Source organism: Flavobacterium hibernum (genome assembly GCF_000832125.1).
Classification (GTDB): domain Bacteria; phylum Bacteroidota; class Bacteroidia; order Flavobacteriales; family Flavobacteriaceae; genus Flavobacterium; species Flavobacterium hibernum.
On sequence record NZ_JPRK01000011.1, the window covers coordinates 373,168 to 395,374 of the forward strand.

Consider the following 22,207-nt stretch of genomic DNA (forward strand, 5'->3'; position numbering starts at 1 on the left):
GAAAATAAAATGAAAAATATAGTATATCTCTTTTTATTAATCTCTCAGGTTTTCTTTGCTCAAAGCAGCTTTGAAAAAGGAAATGCTTTGTATCAAAAGGGACAATATCAGCAAGCTGTTAATGTGTACGAAAGCATTATTAAGGAAGACAAACAACAATCGGCTGAATTGTATTTTAACTTAGCTAATAGTTATTACAAGCTTAACAAAGTAGCGCCTTCTATTTATAATTATGAGAAAGCATTAGTTTTAAAACCTCACGATCCAGATGTTTTAAACAACTTGAAGTTTGCCAAAAAACTAACTATTGACGAAATTAAAGAAGTACCAAAAGTTGGTTTTGCCAAACTGATTCAGAATTTTACAGGTATTTTTAATTATAACACTTGGGCAAAAATCTCAGTAGGAATTGCATTTGCCTTCTTATTGGCATTTATCGGATATTACTTTTCGCAGCTTACACTTTCAAAAAGAATCTATTTCATTATAATGTTTGTTCTTTTGGTCGCTTTACTTTTGAGTCTTTCAGCCGGAATGTCTGAAAAAAGTCATTTCGATAACGATCGTCCAGCAATTGTTTTTGCCGAATTAAGTGAAGTACACAGCGAACCGCGAAAAGCCGGTTCAGCCATTTTATTGTTGCATGAAGGCGCTAAAGTTTATGTTAAGGAAACTGTAGGTCAATGGAAGAAAATTGAATTAACAGATGGAACTGAAGGCTGGATTGAGAGTACAACAATTAAAGAAGTGAAATAAAATTTTAAAACTTCAAATAAAAAAATCCCAAATTCCAATTTTATAAACTGGAGTTTGGGATTTTTTTATCATTATGAGCTTTATAAACCATATAAGTGATATAAGTTCAGCTTAGCTTAAGCAAGCGTATAGCTTATATTTACTTATATCACTTATATGGTTTAAAATTAAAAAGTATATATTTTATTGGGAATAACACAATAATCTAACTTTACATCAGATTCAAAAACATCTTCAATTTGGTTTTCGGCTTCAAAAAAAGAAAGACCAATTTTGATCGTTTCGGGTTTGCATTCTGATAGAAATTTATCATAAAAGCCCTTCCCATATCCCACTCGATTCCCTAACGTATCAAAAGCTAAAAGCGGTACAAAAACCACCTCTATAGTTTGCGATGGAACTAGCAAACCGTTTACTGGTTCCGGAATATTATATTCGTTTTTCTTTATTCTGGTATTATCGGTTAGTAAGAAATGTGACATTCCCCGAGTCTCGAAATCACTTTTTGAAACTACTATTTCTTTATCTTTTCCAGAAAGCAAATGCAAAACATATTCCGTATTTACCTCTTTTTGTTCTTCGATAGGAAGAAAAACATGATAATAACTTTTGTCCCAAATAGGCAAAGTGATTAATTGATTAGCAATCGCTAAACTCTTTTCTTCAATTTCATCTTCTGAAAGTTCTTTTCGAAGATTTTTATATTTTAAACGTAACTCTTTTTTATTCGTCGGCATGATCAGGGGGGCTATTTTTGGACATATGATAAATGGCATCACCTTCGTAAACAATTGGCGAATGATTGGCGTTGATTACAAATCCATCGTGAGGCGCTTTTACTTTTTGCTCAAATTTACCAAACGGATCTGTAATAATAGCCAAAATAGTTCCTTTGGTTACAAACCTTCCAATCATATTAAAATCGTGCAGTAATCCAGAACATTTAGCACGCATCCAAACGGAATGTTTAATATAAATGGATGGATCTTCGGCATGTTCAACCACTTGTTTAGGATCAAGCATTTTTAAATAATGCAACAAACGCTTCACTCCCATCACGCCTTCATTTGCAATATCATTATTAATATCCAGCGATTTCCCACCTTCAAAAAGCAACATTTTTACATTGGCTTTTTCAGATGTATTTCTAAAAGAGCCATTAATATTTTTAGAATATAAAGTAAACGGAGCATTAAAAACATCTGCCAAAAGTTTTAGTTCTGGATTATTCTCCGTGATTCTAATTTGTGGTGCATTAAATCGGCTCGCTCCACCAGCATGAAAATCGACGGCATAATCTATAATAGGCAAAACCTCTGCAACAATATGATAGGCAAAACGGCTTGCGAGAGAACCTTTTTTACTTCCCGGAAAAACCCGATTTAAATCTCGTCCGTCAGGAAACTCACGCGACTTATTCACAAAACCGTACATATTAATAATTGGAATACAAATAATAGTTCCTCTCGAAGGACGATTTATTTTCTTGCTTATAATCTGTCGAACAACCTCTACTCCATTAATTTCGTCACCATGAATTCCCGCGGAGAACAAAACTATTGGACCTTCAATTTTAGAACGTCTTACAATAACCGGAATATTTAGCTTTGTGGTAGTGTGTAGTCTGGCAATTTCGACGTTTATTGTTTTATTTTCTCCTGGCAAAATCGATTCGCCAAAAATAACCAAGGGTGTATTATTTTTCATATGAAATTATAAAATCTAAATATAGAAATTATTCTTTTGATTTCGTAAATTTGAAACTAAATCAATGTTAAGCTTTTTTACCAAAATCGGAATGATTTCTAGAGAAGCTTTTCAGATATCTTCAGAAAAAAAACAGAATGCAAAAACCGTCCTTAGATCTTCAAATCCAAACCTTGCCAGACAATCCTGGTGTATATCAATATTACGATAAAGACGGAAAAATTTTATATGTTGGAAAAGCCAAAAACCTAAAAAAAAGAGTCTCTTCTTATTTCAATAAAATTCACGACACGGCCAAAACCAATGTTTTGGTTAAGAAAATTGTAACGATAAAACACATCGTAGTTCCTACGGAAACGGATGCGCTTTTACTAGAAAACAATTTAATTAAAACATTACAGCCACGTTACAATGTATTACTTCGTGATGACAAAAGTTACCCGTGGATTTGCATTAAAAAAGAACCTTTTTCGCGAATTTTTTCGACAAGAAGAATGGTCAAAGATGGCTCTGAGTATTTTGGCCCTTATACCAGTTTTAAAACCGTACATACAATTTTGGATTTAATCAAAGAATTGTATCCATTACGAACTTGTAATTACGATTTAAGCAAATCTAATATTGACTCCGGAAAATTTAAAGTTTGTTTAGAATATCATATTGGCAATTGTAAAGGTCCGTGCGAAGGTTTAGAATCTTTAGAAAATTACCAAAAACAAGTTGATGCGATTCGCGAAATCCTGAAGGGAAATTTTAAAGAAAGCATGAAAGACTTTAAACGCCTGATGACGCAATATGCGCAGGAATTACGTTTTGAAGAAGCGCAAAAAATAAAAGAAAAAATAGAAGTTCTTGAGAATTACCAATCACGATCGACGATTGTAAATCCGAAGATTACAAATATTGATGTTTTCTCGATTGTTTCTGATGAAAGTGCGGCTTATGTCAACTTTTTACAAATTTCTCATGGCTCAATCATTCGTTCGCATACTTTAGAAATGAAGAAAAAGCTGGACGAGTCTGACGAAGAATTATTAGAACTAGCCATTATCGAACTTCGGGAACGTTTTCAATTATTATCAAAAGAAATCATAGTTCCATTCGAAATGGATTTGGGCGAAAATATTAAAACAACTGTTCCTCAACTCGGAGACAAAAAACAGATTTTAGATTTATCTATTCGAAATGCTAAATTTTATAGAATTGAGCAACTCAAACAATTGCAAATTGTAGATCCAGATCGACATACCAATCGAATCATGGCGCAAATGCAAAAAGATTTGAGATTACATGTTGAACCCCGACATATTGAATGTTTTGATAACTCTAATATTCAGGGTACAAATCCGGTTGCAGCTTGCGTTGTTTTTAAAGATGGAAAACCGAGCAAAAAAGACTATCGCCATTTTAACGTAAAAACGGTTGAAGGTCCTGACGATTTTGCTTCGATGACCGAAATTGTGTATCGACGTTACAAAAGATTACTGGATGAAAATGAACCTTTACCACAATTAATTATTATTGATGGAGGAAAAGGACAATTATCTGCCGCATTAAAAAGTATCGACGAACTTGGTTTACGTGGTAAAATTGCCATAATAGGAATCGCAAAACGACTTGAAGAATTGTTTTATCCAGGAGATTCGATTCCGTTATATTTAGATAAAAAATCTGAAACTTTAAAAGTAATTCAACAACTACGAAACGAAGCACACCGATTTGGAATCACTTTTCATCGCGACAAACGTAGTAAAGCTGCTCTTAATTCTTCGGTCGAAAGTATACCGGGAATTGGTGAGAAAACGATGCTTACTTTAATAAAACATTTTAAAAGTGTTAAAAGATTGAAATTGGCTACTGAAAAAGAAATATCCGACGTAGTGGGAGTATCAAAAGCCAAAAAAATTGTCGACTTTTACAAAACCAACTAGCTATTTTTTATGCGTCCAAATCTGCTGTACATTTCAAATAAACGTTTATCTGTTCAGATGACCATCAGTAGCTGGAGCATAACTGCTCTTCTAATCTTACTTTTGTGTACTCCCGAAAAATCTTTTTCGCAAGACAAAAAACAAGACAGCATTAAAAGACCAAAAATTGGTTTGGTTTTAAGTGGCGGTGGAGCAAAAGGATTTGCACATATTGGCGTTTTAAAAGTTCTGGAAGAAGCTGGAATCAAAATTGACTATATTGGCGGTACAAGTATGGGTTCAATTATTGGTGGTCTTTATGCTTCCGGATATAATGCCTCGCAAATTGATTCGATTTTTAAAAGAACCAACTTCGACGAATTAATAAACGATTACATTCCGCGTTCATCAAAAAACTTTTACGGCAAAAAGAATGACGAATTGTATGCTTTGGTCTTACCTTTCAGTAATTTTAAAGTTGGAATTCCTGAGGCACTTTCAAAAGGAATGTACAATTATAATTTATTGAGCAGTTTAACTCGAAATGTTCGTCATGTTCGTGATTTTAATCAATTACCAACACCATTTTTATGTATTGGTACCAATATCGAAACGGGCGAAGAAGTACTTTTGAACAAAGGAAATCTAGTTCAGGCAATGATGGCAAGTGCCGCGTTCCCATCTTTATTTACTCCTGTAGAAATTGATGGTAAACTTTTGGTCGACGGTGGAGTTGTAAACAACTATCCCATAAAAGAGGTTCGTAATCTTGGCGCTGATATTATTATTGGAGTTGACGTTCAGGACGACTTATTGAATCGAAAAAGCCTAAAAAATGCCACGAGAATTTTAGTTCAAATTACCAATCTACAATCGATTGATAAAATGAAAAGTAAAATCAAAGACACTGATATTTATATCAAACCAGATATTCGAGATTATGGCGTTATTTCGTTTGACAAAGGCGAAGAAATAATTAGAAAAGGTGAAGAAGCTGCTTTTGCCGTTTATGAAAAAATTAAAACCTTGGCCAAAGAAGATAATTATTATAAAAAACCAAAATTAAAAATCAGCACAGATACTCTTGAAATACAAAAAATCAATAGCGACAAACTTGATAATTACACCAAAGAATACATTAGAGGAAAACTGCGATTTAAACCAGGAAGCACAATAACGTATAAAGATCTAAAAGCCGGAATAAACAATTTAAATGCTACTCAAAACTTTAGTGCCATTTCGTATTGTCTTGAACCTGACGAAAAAGGAGACGACCTAAATCTTGTGTTGCAAGAAAATCCAACTCAAACTTTTTTAAAACTTGGTTTACATTATGATGGCTTGTACAAAAGTGCAGTCTTATTGAATCTTACTCACAAAAAGACTTTCCTAAAAAATGATATTACCTCGTTGGATATTATTTTAGGCGATAATTTCAGATACGACTTTAACTATTATGTCGAAAATGGTTTTAATATTAGTTTTGGATTTCGATCCAGATTAAATCAGTTCAACCGAAATGTAACCACGAGCATTAGCAATTTAACGTTACAAAATCCTAATGTAAATCTGATAAATGTAGATTTTATGGATATTTCAAATCAAGCCTATTTTCAGACCATTTTTGTACAAAAATTTTTAATGGGCGGAGGTGTTGAATATAAATACTTAAAAATAAACTCGCCTACTCTTGCTAACGCAGAAAACATTATTGATAAAAGTAATTATTTCAGTCTTTTCGGATATCTAAAATATGACTCTTTCGACAATAAAAGTTTTCCACATTCGGGATTATATTTTTCATCAGATTTACAAACTTATTTAGCTTCATCAGATTATACTAAAAATTTCAAGCCCTTTTCTATTGCTAAGGCCGAAATTGCTTTTGCAAAAACTTTATTCAAAAGGGCTACTATTAAAATTGGTGCCGATGCAGGATTTAACATTGGCAGTGACAGCGTTCCATTTTTCGATTTTATTTTGGGTGGTTACGGCTACAACAAAATCAATAATTTCAATTATTTCTACGGATATGACTTTTTGAGTATTGCCGGAAATAGTTTTATAAAATCGCAGATCACTTTAGACTACGAACTTTTCAAAAAAAATCACGTTAACTTTTCGGCCAATTTCGCAAACTTAGGCGATGATATTTTTACAACTGTCGATTGGATTTCAATGCCTAAATATTCCGGATATGCCGTTGGTTATGGTTTAGAAACAATTATTGGCCCAATTGAAGTTAAACAATCTTGGTCGCCAGAAACGGGGAAAAGTTTTACATGGTTTAGTATTGGGTTCTCATTTTAATATAGTTTTAAATAATAACTCAATAAAAGCGTACATTTTTTGTACTCTCCAAAATTTATATCAAAAAAAATCGAAATATTTCACGTTTATAAATAATATAATTTATAATTTTACTTCATAAAAATTACGACATTTGTTATAATGAAAACAAAATGGACAGGTTTATTAGAGTATCTTCAATTCCTTATCAAGAGAAATCCTGAATAAAACTACCGAATTGAGATGATTGATCAATTTTAGATTGATTTAATTATCTGTTCACACAATTCAAATTTTTCGAATTATCTAATTTACAAATTATCTAATAGAAAAGCCATGCCATTATATCATAAACTTGGAGATTTTCCACAAAAAAGACACACCCAATTCGAAAAACCAAATGGAGGTTTTTACTACGAACAATTGTTTGGTACCGAAGGTTTTCACGGACATTCGTCATTATCATATCATGTTCACAGACCAACACAGGTAAAAGAAATTTTAAACTCATATTCGGTTGAACCAAAAATTGCAATCGGAAAAAACATAAAATCATTACTTTTTAAAGGTTTTGAATTAAAACCTGAAAACGACTTTTTAGACAGTCGAAAAGCAATGTTAGTCAACAAAGACTGTATTATTGGTTTGGCAGCACCGAAAGAATCGCTTCGAAACTATTTCTACAAAAATGCTGATGCCGACGAAATGCTTTTCATTCATAAAGGAAAAGGAAAATTAAGAACCATGTTAGGAAACATTCCTTTTGAATATGGAGATTATTTGATTATTCCGAGAGGCATTATTTATCAAATCGATTTTGAGACAGAAGAGAACAGATTGTTTTATGTTGAGTCTTATTCTCCTTTCTACACTCCGAAACGCTATAAAAACCAATCTGGTCAACATTTAGAACATTCGCCATTTTGCGAACGTGATTTTATTTTACCAAACGAATTGGAAACTCATGACGAAAAAGGTGATTTTTTAATTAAAATCAAAAAAGAAGGCATGATTCACGAAGTGGTTTATGCTACACATCCTTTTGACGTTGTGGGTTGGGACGGCTATAATTTTCCATACGGATTCTCGATTCACAACTTTGAACCTATAACGGGACGTGTTCACCAACCGCCTCCGGTACATCAAACTTTCGAAACGGCCACTTTTGTCGTTTGTTCATTCTGCCCAAGACTTTACGATTATCATCCAAAAGCAATTCCGGCGCCGTACAATCACAGCAATATAGATTCTGACGAAGTACTTTATTATGTTGATGGCGATTTTATGAGCCGTAATAATATTGAGCAAGGTCATATCACTTTACATCCAAAAGGAATTCCGCATGGTCCGGCACCAGGTGCAATGGAGCGTAGTATTGGTCATAAAGAAACCCACGAATTGGCCGTTATGGTTGATACTTTCAGACCATTAATGGTTACCGAAGAAGCAATGGGGCTTGATGATGGACAATATTACAAATCCTGGACGGAGTAATTAGTCAATGTGCCAATTAGATAATTAGATAATTTTCTTGAAACCGCATAAATTAGAAAATGTGTAAATTCAAACAATTAATTTGTAATTTTAAACCTACAAAATAAATTATCTCATTATCAAATTTTCTAATTATCACATTATAAAATGACTTTCAACGAAAAATATAAAGACAACGCACTTTTAATTAAAACATTCAATTTCGCATTAAACATAATTGACTATACTAATGAATTACAAGAACAAAAGAAGTTCGTAATTGCAAATCAATTATTAAAAAGTGGAACATCAATAGGAGCAAACTCAAAAGAATCACAAAACGCAGAAAGCAAGGCAGATTTTATTCATAAATTAAAAATTGCGATTAAAGAAGCTGACGAAACAGAATATTGGTTGTTTTTGTGCGACGCTCATAGAGAATATCCAAATTGCAAACGTTTATTAAATGATCTTTCAGAAATTTTAAAAATTTTAAATAAAATAATATCAACATCTAAGAGGAATTAGATAATTAGAAAATGTGTCAATTAGAAAATTATTTTTAATTATTAGCATTTCAAAAATTATCTCATTTTCTCATTATCAAATTATCTAATTATCATGAGTAAAGAAGTAAAATCAGTAGAATACGGATTAGAGAAAATTTTTGAAGGAGCGCAGGATTTCCTTCCATTATTAGGAACAGATTATGTAGAATTTTATGTAGGGAATGCAAAACAATCTGCACATTATTACAAAACTGCTTTCGGATATCAGTCATTGGCTTACGCCGGATTAGAAACTGGAGTAAAAGACAAAGCATCTTATGTTTTGAAACAAGACAAAATCAGAATTGTTCTAACAACGCCTTTAACGCAGGATTCTCCTATACATGCACATCTTCAAAAACATGGAGACGGTGTAAAAGTTGCAGCTCTTTGGGTTGAAGATGCCAGAAGTGCTTATGAAGAAACTATGAAACGCGGCGCACGTTCGTTCATGGAACCAACAGTTGAAAAAGACGAATTTGGAGAAGTGGTACGTTCTGGAATTTACACATATGGAGAAACTGTTCATATTTTTGTAGAAAGAAAAAACTACAATGGTGTTTTCTTACCAGGTTACAAAGAGTGGAAATCTGACTACAATCCGGAACCAACAGGATTAAAATATATCGATCACATGGTTGGAAATGTAGGTTGGAACGAAATGAATACTTGGGTAAAATTCTACGAAGACGTTATGGGGTTCGTGAATTTCTTATCATTCGACGACAAACAAATTACTACAGAATATTCTGCATTGATGAGTAAAGTAATGTCAAACGGAAATGGAAGAATCAAATTTCCAATTAACGAACCTGCTGAAGGAAAGAAAAAATCACAAATCGAAGAGTATTTAGATTTCTATGGTGGACCCGGAATTCAGCATATTGCTATTGCTACAGATGATATTATTAAAACTGTATCACAACTAAGAGCACGTGGAGTTGAATTTTTATCTGCTCCTCCTCACACCTACTACCAAGCAATTCCTGAAAGATTAGGAGTTCATATGGATATGATGAAAGAAGACATTAACGAAATTGAAAAATTAGCTATCATGGTCGATGCCGATGAAGATGGTTACTTATTACAAATATTTACGAAGCCTGTTCAAGACAGACCAACGCTGTTTTTTGAAATTATTCAAAGAATGGGGGCAAAAGGGTTCGGCGCAGGAAACTTTAAAGCTCTTTTTGAGTCAATTGAGAGAGAGCAAGAACTGAGAGGAACTTTGTAAAATCGCATTATTTTTGCATTATGCAGAAAAATTCTCTGTAAAACGATGCTTTTTTTGCAAATGTTATGTTAAACTTGCCTTTTGCTATTTATTTTTTGAACTTTCTGTATATCTTTGCACTCGCAAATCAAGAAGGGGTGGTTTCCTTCTGAATTGATATAAATTTCATAATTTATAGTTTTTTGGTTAGTTAATAGCATAAAAACTCAGTCATTCCTTGACTGAGTTTTTTTGTTTTGGTACATTTGGAATAAAATTTGCATTTATTTACCTTTATCTGGAATGTAAAATTTGTACTATGAAAAAGCTACTCTTTATAATATTAATTCTCACCACATCAAGTTTCGACACTCAGAGAGAAGATGCATTTGATACTGGAGAATATTTCAAGTTTAGAATTCACTACGGAATTATAAATGCTGGCTATGCAACTCTCGAAATTAAGGATGCTACTATAAATAACAAAAAAGTTTTTCACGCTGTTGGCAAAGGATATACAACAGGAATGTCTAAACTATTTTTTAAAGTAGAAGATTTATACGAAAGTTATTTTGACAAACAAACCGGAAGCCCATATCGCTACATAAGAAAAATTGACGAAGGCGGTTACACCAAAAACCAAGAAGGTATTTTTAATCAAACCGAAAATAGGGTTTTAGTAAAAGATTACAAACGAAAAACCGAAAAAACAATTGTCATTACAGACGAAGTTCAAGACATTATATCTTCTTTCTATTATTTAAGAAATCATCCAAACATTGACAAACTTAAAACTGGCGAAGCAATTACAATTGACATGTTTTTTGATGATGAAATCACAAAATTTAAGTTAAAATATGTAGGCCGTCAAGATATTACAACTAAATTTGGAACCGTTTCTACAATGATGTTTAAACCATTAGTACAAACAGGACGTGTTTTTAAAGAAAAAGAAAGCGTAACCCTTTGGATAACAGACGACTATAACAAAGTTCCTATTAGAATAAAAGCAGATCTTGCTGTAGGATCTTTAAAGGCTGACCTTGACGAATATAGAGGATTAAAAAATCCATTTAAAGTAAAAAAATAATGAACCTTACCGATAATTCAGAATCAATTTTAAAAGAAATTGACCTTAAATTCCAAGCTATAAATCAAAAAACTGATGTTCAATTAGAAGGATTGCTTTGGTCAAAACCAATCACTTATTGGGATTATATTCAAACAGATGCGCTTTTAAATTTACAAATACAACGCACTACATTACCTGACGAAATGGTTTTTATTATGTATCATCAGGTAAACGAATTAATTTTTAAAATGATTTTGTGGGAAATTGATCAAATTGCCGACACACAAAATATTCAAGTCGATTTTTTCAGCGAAAGATTATCAAGAATCACCCGTTATTTTGACATGTTAACCAATTCGTTCAGTATTATGGAGAACGGAATGGAAGTTGATCAATACATGAAATTTAGAAATACTTTAACTCCCGCAAGTGGTTTTCAAAGCGCACAATACAGATTGATAGAATTTGCTTCGACAGATGTTATTAATCTAACAGATCGCAGATACAAAGCAAACTTTGACGAAAACACAGATCTGGAAACAAGCTTTGAGCATTTGTATTGGCAAGCTGCCGGAAAAGATTATCATACTGGAGAAAAATCATATTTGCTTCAGGAATTCGAAAACAAATACAAAGATCCATTCTTAAAACAAATGTCTACTTTTAAGACTAAAAACATCTGGCAAAAATTCACTCAATTACCTCTCGAAGATCAACAAAACAAGGAACTAATTGAGGCAATGCGTCATTATGATAAAACAGTGAACATTACCTGGGTAATGCAACATCTTAATACTGCAAGAAAATACATACTGGAAAGTGGCAAAGGAAATGGTGAAGCTACAGGAGGCAGCGACTGGCAAAAATATATGCACCCAAAATACCAAAGACGCATCTTTTTTCCTAAATTGTGGACCGAAGAAGAATTGTCCAATTGGGGAAATGAAACCATCGCATAATTTCCTTAAAAATTTAAAAGTTTGAAAAAAGTACTCCTAATTATAATAACATTGTTTTCGATAATTTCATGTAATAAAACTGCTGAAAAAGTTGAAACCAAAATCACAACCAAACCAAAAACCAAGAAGGTAGAATTCGGCTTTAATTATACTGACTTTAATATTGTAAATGACACTATAAAAAAAGGGGATTCATTTGGATCTATTATTCAAGGTCAAAATATTGGCAACAAAAAAGTCTTCGATATTGTTGAGCAAGTAAAAGATTCGTTTGATGTGAGATCAATTAGATACAACAAACCTTACACACTTCTACGCTCTAAAAATAAAACTAACAAATTACAGGTTTTTATATATCAGCCTGATGCGCTTAGTTATTATGTTATCGATTTGAGAGACAGCATTGCAAAAGCTTATAAAAAAGTAAAACCAGTTACTCTTAAACGAAAAATTATTGGCGGAGTTTTAAAAAGTTCACTTTCTGAAACTTTAGGAAACGAAAGTGTAGAAACAGCACTTGCCAGCAGAATCACTAAAGTTTTCTCTTGGTCAATTGACTTTTTTAAACTTAAAAAAGGTGATCGTTACGGATTAATTTTTACCGAACGTTTCATTAACGGAAAAACATACGATGGTGTTGAAGATCTTGAGGCTGCATTTTTTGAATATAAAGGCAAAATCATTTACGCTTTTCCATTTGAAAGAGATACAACTTCTGGAAAAGTCGAATATTATGACGATCAAGGAAGAACGTTGAAAAACTTTTTCTTAAAAACACCTATCAAATTTAGCCGTATTACTTCTCGTTTTACCGCAAATAGATTTCACCCGGTTCAACATACCTGGAAAGCACACAAAGGAACAGATTATGCCGCTCCTACCGGAACACCAATTTCTACCACCGCATCTGGAGTTGTTGAAGCTACTGGATATACGGCCGGAAACGGAAATTTTGTAAAAGTAAAACATAACGGAACTTACTCTACTCAATATTTACACATGTCCAGAATTTTGGTTCGTCGCGGACAACGTGTTACTCAAGGACAAACTATTGGATTGGTAGGAAGCACAGGACTTGCAACTGGACCTCACGTTTGTTACCGATTCTGGAAAAACGGCGTTCAGGTTGATGCACTTAGACTTAATTTACCAACTGGAGAATCCTTGACAGGAAGCGACAGAAATCGTTTCATGAAACAAATTGAGCCTTTGAAAAGAGAATTGGATAGTATTGGTAATTTGTAAATCTCTCAAATAAACAAAACATGAAAAATGCTCGTCTAAAAGCAATTTACAATGAAACTTTTTCAGGTTTAAAACTATTTTACAGAGATACTAATATTTCTGAAAACTTAATTTCAAATTACACAATAGGTCCGATAATTCAAGAAAAAGGATTTACCGATATGTCTTCTATTGGCGGAGGTCTTTCCGGTAATTTGAGATACTTAATAGCTAGTGCCCATCCAAAAGACTTATCAAAGTTCAATCCAGACTCAGCCAAAATTGGTCATTTTCTTTTGGATTCTATCGCTTATTTTAAAGTATTAGACATTCAGAAAATTGATAACAAAACGCAAATTTTCCTTTTAAACATTCCTGACAATTCTATTTCGCTTTTTAAAAATTCAACTTCAAATCTGGAAGAAGAAATTATAGAAAAGGCAAGAAAGAAATTTAAAGACAAAATCCATTTGCCTCTAATTCCAGAATTACAAACCGAAAACTGGAAAGAAAAAACCAAAACTCCAATTGGAATATCGGATAACGGTGAGCTTTTTTTCGATGATTCAAAGATTAAAGCTGAATCTTTAAAAAGAATTGAAATAGATTCTGAAAAGAAAACCATTTCAATTAACAAAAAGCCTTGGTGGAAGATTTGGTAAAAAAAGTACTAAAAAACCACATCTTAGACTATTACAGCAATAAATGAAACGAACTTTAACGATACTTTCATCAACAATATTTTTAGGATGCTCTAATCCACATATCTTTGTTTTAAATGACACAAAACAAAATAAATACTTCGTATCAGAATCTATCAACCAAGCCTTTGAAAAAAATGAAATCGACAGATCTCCTTTAATTGTAATAAACGGAATTCCTTTTCGATACAACAAAGACCAAGACACAATCATATTACCTCTAAAAAAATCTGATATTATCAGTTTAGATTTTTTAAATAAAAACAGTAGTCGCATCATATATAATGAAAAAGAAAATGATGGTGCAATTATAATAGGAGCAAAAATTCAAAACAAATAATTTCATAAAACGTTTTCGTAACTAATTGTTATATAATTAAGAACCGCTATCCTTTTAAAAGTTATTTCAGTATTTTTGTGTTTCTAAAAAAAACAAACCTTCAATATAAAAATACAATGGCTTTAAACACAACAAACCCAACCGGGACTGAAGCGTGGAAAAATCTACAAAACCACTATAACGCAATTCACGAAACTACAATACAAGAATTATTTCAACAAGACAATGCTCGTGTTGAAAAATTCAACTTGCAATGGAATGACTTTTTAGTTGATTATTCTAAAAATAATATTAGCCAGGAAACTGTTTCTCTTTTATTAGAATTATCAAATTCTATTGGACTAAAAGATGCTATTGCTCAATATTTTGGTGGAGCAATTATCAACCAAACCGAAAATCGAGCTGTTCTTCACACTGCTTTACGTGCTCCGGAATCAGCAGTAATTAATGTTGATGGAGAAAATGTAATTCCGGAAGTTTATGAAGTAAAAAACAAAATCAAAAACTTCACTGAAGAAGTAATTTCTGGTCAAAGAAAAGGTTTTACAGGAAAAGCTTTTACTGATATTGTAAATATCGGAATTGGTGGTTCTGACCTTGGACCTGTTATGGCTGTTGAAGCTTTACAATTTTATAAAAATCACTTAAAAACTCATTTCGTTTCGAATGTTGATGGCGATCATGTAAATGAAATAATCAAAAAATTAAATCCTGAAACTACTTTATTTTTAATTGTTTCTAAAACTTTTACTACTCAGGAAACACTTTCAAACTCAGAAACTATTAAAGAATGGTTTTTAAAATCAGCCTCACAAGAAGATATCGCAAAACACTTTGTGGCAGTTTCAACCAATATCCAAAAAGTAACTGAATTCGGAATTAATCCTGACAACGTTTTCCCAATGTGGGATTGGGTTGGAGGAAGATTCTCTCTTTGGAGTGCAGTAGGTTTAAGCATTGCATTGGCAATTGGATTTGACAATTACAACCAATTATTGGTTGGTGCAAATGAAATGGACGAGCATTTTAGATCGACAGAATTCGACGAAAATATTCCGGTAATTTTGGCTTTATTAAGCGTTTGGTACAATAATTTTTATGGCGCCGAAAGTGAAGCTTTGATTCCTTACACACAATATTTATCAAAACTAGCACCTTACTTGCAACAAGCAACTATGGAAAGTAATGGTAAAAGTGTTGGACGTGACGGGAAACCAGTAAACTATCAAACCGGAACTATTATTTGGGGAGAGCCGGGAACAAACTCTCAACATGCCTTTTTTCAATTGATTCACCAAGGAACCAAATTAATTCCTACAGACTTCATCGGATTCATTAAACCATTATACGGAAACGAAGATCATCATGATAAATTGATGTCTAACTTTTTTGCACAAACTGAAGCTTTGATGAACGGAAAAACTGCTGCGCAAGTTCAGACTGAATTTGACAAACAAGGACTTTCTGCAGAAAAAGCATCATATTTATTGCCTTTCAAAGTGTTTACTGGAAATAAACCAACGAATACAATTCTTATTGAAAAATTAACTCCTAAATCTTTAGGCTCATTAATTGCTTTATACGAACACAAAATTTTTGTACAGGGTGTTATTTGGAATATTTTTAGTTTTGATCAATGGGGAGTGGAATTAGGAAAACAATTAGCCAATTCTATTTTAGATGAAATTAACACTAAAACAGTAAAAGATCACGACAGTTCGACTTCATTTTTGTTAAATCACTTTTTGAAGAACAAATAGAATTCTAGATTAGAAAAATCGCAACTTACTGAAACGCCTTAATTTAATAAAAATTAAGGCGTTTTTTCGTACGAAACAACCCGAAAAACACGTTAAAGTGCTGATTATTGCAAGTTTAGCATTACAAGGCTATTCAAATAGTTACGATTTTAACAAAATATGCAGCCAAAAATTCAAAAAAACGTTATATTATTTAATGAAATAAGAAAAAATCATTTTAATGCGCAACACATTACATAAAACTTATTTTTCTTAACATTTTGATAACACTATCTGATTTAATTGTTATAATTTTGCCAAAAACAATAAACTAAATAACAAATGAAGACAATGAAAAATTGGTTACTCACTGGACTATTGTTCATGATAGTTTCAACCGCATTCTCTCAAGGAAAAATTACTGGTATGATTACCGACGGTAATGGTTCTTTACCAGGAGCAAACGTAGTTATCAAAGGATCTACAACTGCTACTTCTACAGATTTTGACGGTAAATTCACTCTAAATGCAACAACAAGTACAGGAGAAATCGTTATTTCTTTTTTAGGTTACCAAAATCAAACTGTAAAATTTTCAGTTTCAAATGGCTCAACTGCTAACTTAGGAGAAATCGTTTTGGTATCTAACTCAAATGAGTTAACCGAAATAGTTGTAAAAAGTACGGTTATTGACATTGCAAAAGACAGAAAAACTCCTGTTGCAGTTTCAACAATTAAAGCCGCTGAAATTCAGGAAAAATTAGGAACTCAGGAATTCCCAGAGATCTTAAGAAACACTCCTTCTGTTTATGTAACTAAATCTGGTGGTGGTTTTGGAGATTCTAGAATCAACATTCGTGGATTCAACCAAAATAATATTGCTGTTATGATCAACGGTATGCCGGTTAACGACATGGAAAATGGTTCTGTTTACTGGAGTAACTGGGCTGGATTATCAGATGTTGCATCTGCGGTTCAAGTTCAAAGAGGTTTAGGAGCTTCAAAATTAGTATCTCCTTCTGTTGGAGGAACTATAAACATCCTTACTAGAGCTGCTGACAGAAAAGAAGGTGGATCTTTCTCTTCTGGTTTTGGTAACGGAAGAAACTTCAAAATTCAAGGATCTTATAGTACTGGTAAATTAGCGAATGGTCTTTCTGCTTCTGTTTTATTATCTCAAACAATGGGAGATGGTTACATCAACGGAACTCAATTTGAAGGAACAAACTATTATGTTGCTTTAGGATACGGTAACAAAAGTGGAACTCATGACTTTCAATTTACAGTAACTGGTGCTCCACAATGGCACAACCAAAGATCAACTGTATCTACAATTGCTACTTACCAAAAATATGGTTCTATCGACACACCAAACATCAGATATAATGCTGACGCTGGATATTTGAATGGTGAAGCTTATAACATCAGAAAAAACTACTACCACAAACCTGTAGCTTCTTTCAACTGGGATTATAAAATCAATGAAACAACAAAACTTTCTACTGTAGTTTACGCTTCTATGGGACGTGGTGCAGGTGCAAGTGCGGCTGGTGGAATTAGAGGAAAAGTTTATAGTGATTTAACAGCTTTCAGAACTGCTGACGGATTAGTTGACTATGATTTAATTCAAGCTTACAACTCAGGAAAACCAGTATATATTAATGGTTTTACAGGATTACAAACAAGAGCTAAAGTAGGTGGAGTTTATCAAAACACTTTTTCTTCAGGTTCGAATGCAGCAACTGGCGCAAGTACAGGGGTCACAGGTATTTCACAAACATCTTCAATCAACTCTCATGACTGGTTTGGAGCTGTTGTTAACTTAAACAAAAAATTATCTTCTACATTAACTTTAGATTTTGGTATCGATGCAAGAACTTACACTGGATACCACTATACAGTATTAAATGATTTATTGGGTGCAGATGAATTTTTTGACAACTCTGTTGAAAGCTTAAAACCAGCAGGAAGACACCTTACTACAACTTACGCTACAGATGTACAATGGAATGTATTCCAAAAGAAAGATTACGAAAAAATATCTTTCAACAGTACTGGTAAAGTTAAATGGTATGGAGCATTTACTCAATTAGAATACTCTAAAGATAATTTAACTGCTTTTGTTCAAGGAGCAATTTCTCAACAAGGTTACAAAAGAGAAGATGACTTCCTTTACTTACCAACAGATCCATTAGCTTCTACTCCTTACAAAAACATCTTAGGTGGAAACGTAAAAGGTGGTGCTAACTACAACATTGACGAAAAAAACAACGTATATGTTAACGCTGGTTACTACTCAAGACAACCATTCTTTAACTCAGTATATCCAAACAACAAATCTACAGTAAATCCTAACCTTACTAATGAGAAAATTACTGGATTTGAAGCTGGTTATGCATTCCGTTCAAGATTCTTTGATGCTACTGTAAACCTTTACAATACTACTTGGAATGATAGATACCTAAAAGGTAATGCTCTTCCAACATCAGCAACTATTCCTGCAAACACAACTTATACTGAATATGTAGGTCTTAACGAGGTTCACACTGGAGTTGAATTTGAAGGAACTGCAAGAATTACTAACAGATTCAAAGTTAACGGTATGTTCTCTTACGGAATTTGGGAATACAAAGGAAATGCAACTGTAAATGCATACTGGCAAGCAGACAATACTCCAGTTCCTGGATACACTGCTGCAACTATCTACATGGACAAAGTAAAAGTAGGTGATGCTGCGCAAGTGACTGCTTCAGTAGGAGCTGCTTACGAAGTACTTACAAGAGTTACAATTGATGCTAACTACAACTTCAATGATAAATTGTACGCTGGAATTAGCCCAAATAACTTTACTAATCCAGTAAACAAAGGTTCATTAGAATTACCTTCTTATGGTATAATGGATGCTGGTTTCTCATACAAAATGTTAACTGGTAAAAATAAAGACAAATCTGTAAATTTCAGATTAAACGTAAACAACGTTTTAGACAAAATCTATATTGCTGAATCTAGAACTAATACTTTTGCTGATGACTTTATTTCTGGTACTTCTGGACCAACTTACCAATCATCTGGACAAGTTTATAAAGGTGTAGCAACAAACAACCAAGTATTCTTCGGATTTGGAAGAACATGGAACTTTACACTACGTTACGATTTCTAATATTTAGAATCTAAATAAATACCTAAAAACGGCATTGACTTTTAGTCTAATGCCGTTTTTTTATGCCCTTTTTTGCTATATTTGTTTTAACAAAAAAATTAATTTATGTACCATTTTTTACAAAAATTCCATTCTGGCTGGGCGTATTTAGCGCTATTGCTTTTATTTATTGCTGTTATAAATGCTATTATTGGCTTTAACTCTAAAAAAGAATTCACAGCTAAAGATCGCAAAATTGCACTATTTGCATTAATCGGAACTCACACTCAATTATTGATTGATTTAATTCTTTACTTCGTTTCTCCTTTAGGAAAAGCAGCTTTTGGACAAATGTCTAACGCAGAACTAAGACTAACTTCATTGGAACACCCACTTATTAATATTATAGCTATCATACTAATTACTATTGGATGGTCTAAACATAAAAAATTAATAAATAGCGAAGCAAAATTTAAAACATTTGCTATTTTTTACGGATTAGGACTATTACTTATATTAAGTAGAATTCCGTGGAAACTTTGGTTCTAAAAACCAATAAAAAGCCCTAAAAGATAGGGCTTTTTTTATCTCGGCATATTATTTGTACAAACTCCCCCAAGTCTGAAAAAAAATAAAAAATGAGAAATAAAAAGAATATTATACTCACAACACTTACTATTACTTTTTTAAGCTGTTTTACTTATGTCATAAGTCAAACAAAACCGGCAATTGAGCCTAGAGCAGCGCAAGACACTGTTAAAAGCAACAGACCAAACTTAATTGCAATTCCAACTGACTCTGTTTTTACTGACAAAGGTTTAAAATTAAAACCATACAAGAAAAATGCACATGCCTCTTACTATGCTGATCGTTTTAACGGAAAAAAGACAGCCAACGGAAGCAGATTCAGTAACAGCGCATATACTGCCGCACATAAAAAACTTCCATTTGGAACAAGAATAAAAGTAACAAATGAAGCTAACGGAAAATTTGTGATTGTAAAAGTTACAGATCGTGGTCCGTTTGTAAGAACAAGAGAATTAGATTTATCTAAAAGAGCTTTTATGGAAATTGCCAAAAGCAAAGGAAGTGGAGCAATGAAAGTAACAATTGAAACTATAGTAGAATAAAAAAATCCCGTCTGACAGATTGTCTGACGGGATTTTCTTTTTTAAACGAACTTTCTAATACTCATGATAATTCCGGTATGAATTCCTTCATGATAATTATTAAAATCTAAAGCATCGTTAATATTACGAAGTGTAAAACCTAGACTAGTCGTATATTCATTGTAATTAACAAAATGTTTATTCTCAAAATCTTGTTCTGTTTGATATAAAGAAGTTAAAAGTAACTCTCTAATTTCATCAACTTCGATTTGCGAAACATCACCTTCTGGCTTTGTTCCTTTTCTGTATTTTGCAATAAACTCTTCGGAAACTATTGTGGACAAACCTGATAATTTATAAACTAAAACTTGTTGCGACGATATACAATGCCCAACATTCCAAATCAAATTATTACTAAATCCCGAAGGAATTTTATTCAATTGCTCTAAAGAATGATTATCTAAAACCTTCAATAGAATTTCTCTAATGGTCTTTTGTACTTCAAAAACTGAATTCATAATTTTATTTTTTTTTCTAAAATTAGGCATTTTTCAGTTTTAAATGAATTTTCTTTGTGGTCTCTTAAATTAAAAATTATGAATAAAATATATTACTTGGCTTCTTGCGACACGTGTCGAAAAATAATTAAAAGCTTACCAAAAGACAACAATTTGGTTTTTCATGACATTAAGCAAAACCCTATCACGGAAGCCGAACTAGAAGAAATGTACAAACTTGCCGGTAGCTACGAAGCTCTATTCAGCAAAAAAGCACAACTGTACAAATCGATGGATTTAAAAAACAAGTCTTTGACTGAGGATGATTACAAAAAATACATTTTAGAACATTACACTTTTTTAAGTCGTCCGGTTTTTATTATTGATGAAAAGATTTATATTGGCAATACGCAACCTGTAACATTACAGGTTCAGAAGGCTTTAGCAAAATAAAAAGTTAGCAACGAATTACACGAATTATTTATTGAGCTTAAAAGTAACACCGCAAATTAAAAAGATTATCACTGATTGGTAAAATCTATAAAATCATTTTAATTTGTGGTAAAAAACCTTTAAGTCGTTCAGCATAAAACAGATTAGTAATTTACAACCCAAGACTGCAAAGTTTTATTTATCTTTGCGCCTTTATACTCAATTATATGATACAATCTATGACAGGGTTCGGCAAAGCTTCTTTGCAATTGCCTACAAAAAAAATTACAGTTGAAGTAAAATCTTTAAATAGTAAAGGTTTAGATTTAAACGTAAGAATGCCATCGCTTTACCGTGAAATGGAATTAGGTTTAAGAACTCAAATCTCTACAAAACTGGAAAGAGGAAAAATTGATTTCGGAATTTACATCGAAAGTACCTCTGAACAAACTTCGACCAAAGTAAATGTTCCTGTTGTAAAAAATTATATCGCTCAGCTAAAAGAGGTTTATCCTGATGCTGATGAAACTGAGTTGATGAAAATGGCCGTTCGTATGCCTGATACGCTAAAAACGGAACGCGAAGAAATCGATGAAAACGATTGGGAGCAAATTCAGGTTATAATCGAAGAAGCTTTACAAAACATCCTGACTTTTAGAAAAGACGAAGGAGAATCTCTTGAAAAAGAATTCAACCTAAGAATTGGAAACATTCGTCAATACATGAATGATGCTTTGGCACTTGATCCGGAACGCGTTCAAGCAATAAAAGATCGTTTGCAAACTGCAATCTCAGAATTAAAAGTAAATGTTGATGAAAATCGTTTTGAACAAGAATTGATTTATTATTTAGAGAAACTTGATATTACTGAAGAAAAAGTTCGCTTAACAAACCATTTAGACTACTTTTTAGAAACAATAAAAGGAACAGAAGCAAATGGTCGTAAACTAGGCTTTATCACTCAGGAAATGGGTCGTGAGATTAACACAATGGGGTCTAAGTCGAATCATGCTCAAATGCAGAAATTGGTTGTGATGATGAAAGATGAATTGGAAAAAATAAAAGAGCAGGTTTTAAACGTTTTGTAAATTGTAATATTC

General features: G+C 32.6%; 20 protein-coding genes. 17 read left to right on the forward strand and 3 right to left on the reverse strand.

Annotated elements, in window-relative coordinates:
- The first annotated feature begins 9 nt into the window (after positions 1-9).
- Complete coding sequence (locus tag IW18_RS14495; protein WP_041518592.1) at positions 10-756, forward strand: tetratricopeptide repeat protein; 747 nt, start codon at positions 10-12, stop codon at positions 754-756.
- A 167-nt stretch (positions 757-923) separates the two neighbouring features.
- Here the strand turns inward: IW18_RS14495 and IW18_RS14500 are convergent, their stop codons facing one another.
- Positions 924-1,493 carry a 5-formyltetrahydrofolate cyclo-ligase gene (locus IW18_RS14500; RefSeq protein WP_041518593.1) on the reverse strand — a complete coding sequence of 190 codons (570 nt, stop codon included), beginning with the start codon at positions 1,491-1,493 and terminating at the stop codon, positions 924-926.
- Positions 1,480-2,463 carry a succinylglutamate desuccinylase/aspartoacylase family protein gene (locus IW18_RS14505; RefSeq protein WP_041518594.1) on the reverse strand — a complete coding sequence of 328 codons (984 nt, stop codon included), beginning with the start codon at positions 2,461-2,463 and terminating at the stop codon, positions 1,480-1,482. The genes IW18_RS14500 and IW18_RS14505 overlap by 14 nt, the downstream gene beginning before the upstream one ends.
- A gap of 137 nt (positions 2,464-2,600) precedes the next feature.
- On the opposite strand from IW18_RS14505, the gene uvrC reads away from it, so the two are divergent.
- From uvrC to IW18_RS14575, 14 genes are all read left to right on the forward strand, one after another.
- Entirely contained in the window at positions 2,601-4,394 is a 1,794-nt protein-coding gene (gene uvrC / locus IW18_RS14510) for an excinuclease ABC subunit UvrC (protein WP_041518595.1), read from the forward strand.
- A gap of 57 nt (positions 4,395-4,451) precedes the next feature.
- Positions 4,452-6,683 carry a patatin-like phospholipase family protein gene (locus IW18_RS14515; RefSeq protein ID WP_041518665.1) on the forward strand — a complete coding sequence of 744 codons (2,232 nt, stop codon included), beginning with the start codon at positions 4,452-4,454 and terminating at the stop codon, positions 6,681-6,683.
- Between the two features lie 315 nt (positions 6,684-6,998).
- A complete protein-coding gene (locus IW18_RS14520; protein WP_041518596.1) occupies positions 6,999-8,156 on the forward strand; it encodes a homogentisate 1,2-dioxygenase in 1,158 nt (385 codons plus the stop codon).
- Between the two features lie 147 nt (positions 8,157-8,303).
- Complete coding sequence (locus IW18_RS14525) at positions 8,304-8,663, forward strand: four helix bundle protein (RefSeq protein WP_041518597.1); 360 nt, start codon at positions 8,304-8,306, stop codon at positions 8,661-8,663.
- Between the two features lie 93 nt (positions 8,664-8,756).
- Positions 8,757-9,917, forward strand: a complete 1,161-nt coding sequence (gene hppD / locus IW18_RS14530) for a 4-hydroxyphenylpyruvate dioxygenase (protein ID WP_041518598.1) — start codon at positions 8,757-8,759, stop codon at positions 9,915-9,917.
- A gap of 298 nt (positions 9,918-10,215) precedes the next feature.
- Positions 10,216-10,986, forward strand: a complete 771-nt coding sequence (locus IW18_RS14535; RefSeq protein WP_041518599.1) for a DUF3108 domain-containing protein — start codon at positions 10,216-10,218, stop codon at positions 10,984-10,986.
- Positions 10,986-11,927, forward strand: a complete 942-nt coding sequence (locus IW18_RS14540) for a tryptophan 2,3-dioxygenase family protein (RefSeq protein ID WP_041518600.1) — start codon at positions 10,986-10,988, stop codon at positions 11,925-11,927. The genes IW18_RS14535 and IW18_RS14540 overlap by 1 nt, the downstream gene beginning before the upstream one ends.
- 21 nt (positions 11,928-11,948) lie before the next feature.
- Entirely contained in the window at positions 11,949-13,172 is a 1,224-nt protein-coding gene (locus IW18_RS14545; RefSeq protein WP_041518601.1) for a peptidoglycan DD-metalloendopeptidase family protein, read from the forward strand.
- Between the two features lie 20 nt (positions 13,173-13,192).
- Positions 13,193-13,813 (forward strand): hypothetical protein, encoded by a 621-nt coding sequence (locus IW18_RS14550; protein ID WP_041518602.1) that lies wholly within the window; start codon positions 13,193-13,195, stop codon positions 13,811-13,813.
- A 43-nt stretch (positions 13,814-13,856) separates the two neighbouring features.
- The gene (locus tag IW18_RS14555) at positions 13,857-14,192 is read left to right on the forward strand and encodes a hypothetical protein (RefSeq protein ID WP_041518603.1); all 336 of its coding nucleotides are present in this window, start codon (positions 13,857-13,859) and stop codon (positions 14,190-14,192) included.
- 116 nt (positions 14,193-14,308) lie between these two features.
- Positions 14,309-15,952 (forward strand): glucose-6-phosphate isomerase, encoded by a 1,644-nt coding sequence (gene pgi, locus IW18_RS14560; protein ID WP_041518666.1) that lies wholly within the window; start codon positions 14,309-14,311, stop codon positions 15,950-15,952.
- Positions 15,953-16,273: 321 nt separating this feature from the next.
- Positions 16,274-19,090 (forward strand): TonB-dependent receptor, encoded by a 2,817-nt coding sequence (locus IW18_RS14565; RefSeq protein ID WP_041518604.1) that lies wholly within the window; start codon positions 16,274-16,276, stop codon positions 19,088-19,090.
- A gap of 105 nt (positions 19,091-19,195) precedes the next feature.
- On the forward strand, positions 19,196-19,618 hold the full coding sequence (locus tag IW18_RS14570) for a hypothetical protein (RefSeq protein ID WP_041518605.1): 423 nt from the start codon (positions 19,196-19,198) through the stop codon (positions 19,616-19,618).
- An 89-nt stretch (positions 19,619-19,707) separates the two neighbouring features.
- Complete coding sequence (locus tag IW18_RS14575; RefSeq protein ID WP_041518606.1) at positions 19,708-20,199, forward strand: septal ring lytic transglycosylase RlpA family protein; 492 nt, start codon at positions 19,708-19,710, stop codon at positions 20,197-20,199.
- A 41-nt stretch (positions 20,200-20,240) separates the two neighbouring features.
- On the opposite strand, the gene IW18_RS14580 is transcribed toward IW18_RS14575, so the two are convergent.
- Entirely contained in the window at positions 20,241-20,696 is a 456-nt protein-coding gene (locus tag IW18_RS14580; protein ID WP_041518667.1) for a DinB family protein, read from the reverse strand.
- Between the two features lie 78 nt (positions 20,697-20,774).
- Here IW18_RS14580 and IW18_RS14585 point away from each other — a divergent pair, with 78 nt between their 5' ends.
- Together IW18_RS14585 and IW18_RS14590 are read left to right on the forward strand one after the other, a co-directional pair.
- Positions 20,775-21,128, forward strand: a complete 354-nt coding sequence (locus tag IW18_RS14585; RefSeq protein WP_041518607.1) for an arsenate reductase family protein — start codon at positions 20,775-20,777, stop codon at positions 21,126-21,128.
- A gap of 206 nt (positions 21,129-21,334) precedes the next feature.
- Positions 21,335-22,195 (forward strand): YicC/YloC family endoribonuclease, encoded by an 861-nt coding sequence (locus IW18_RS14590; RefSeq protein WP_041518608.1) that lies wholly within the window; start codon positions 21,335-21,337, stop codon positions 22,193-22,195.
- Positions 22,196-22,207 lie beyond the last annotated feature (12 nt).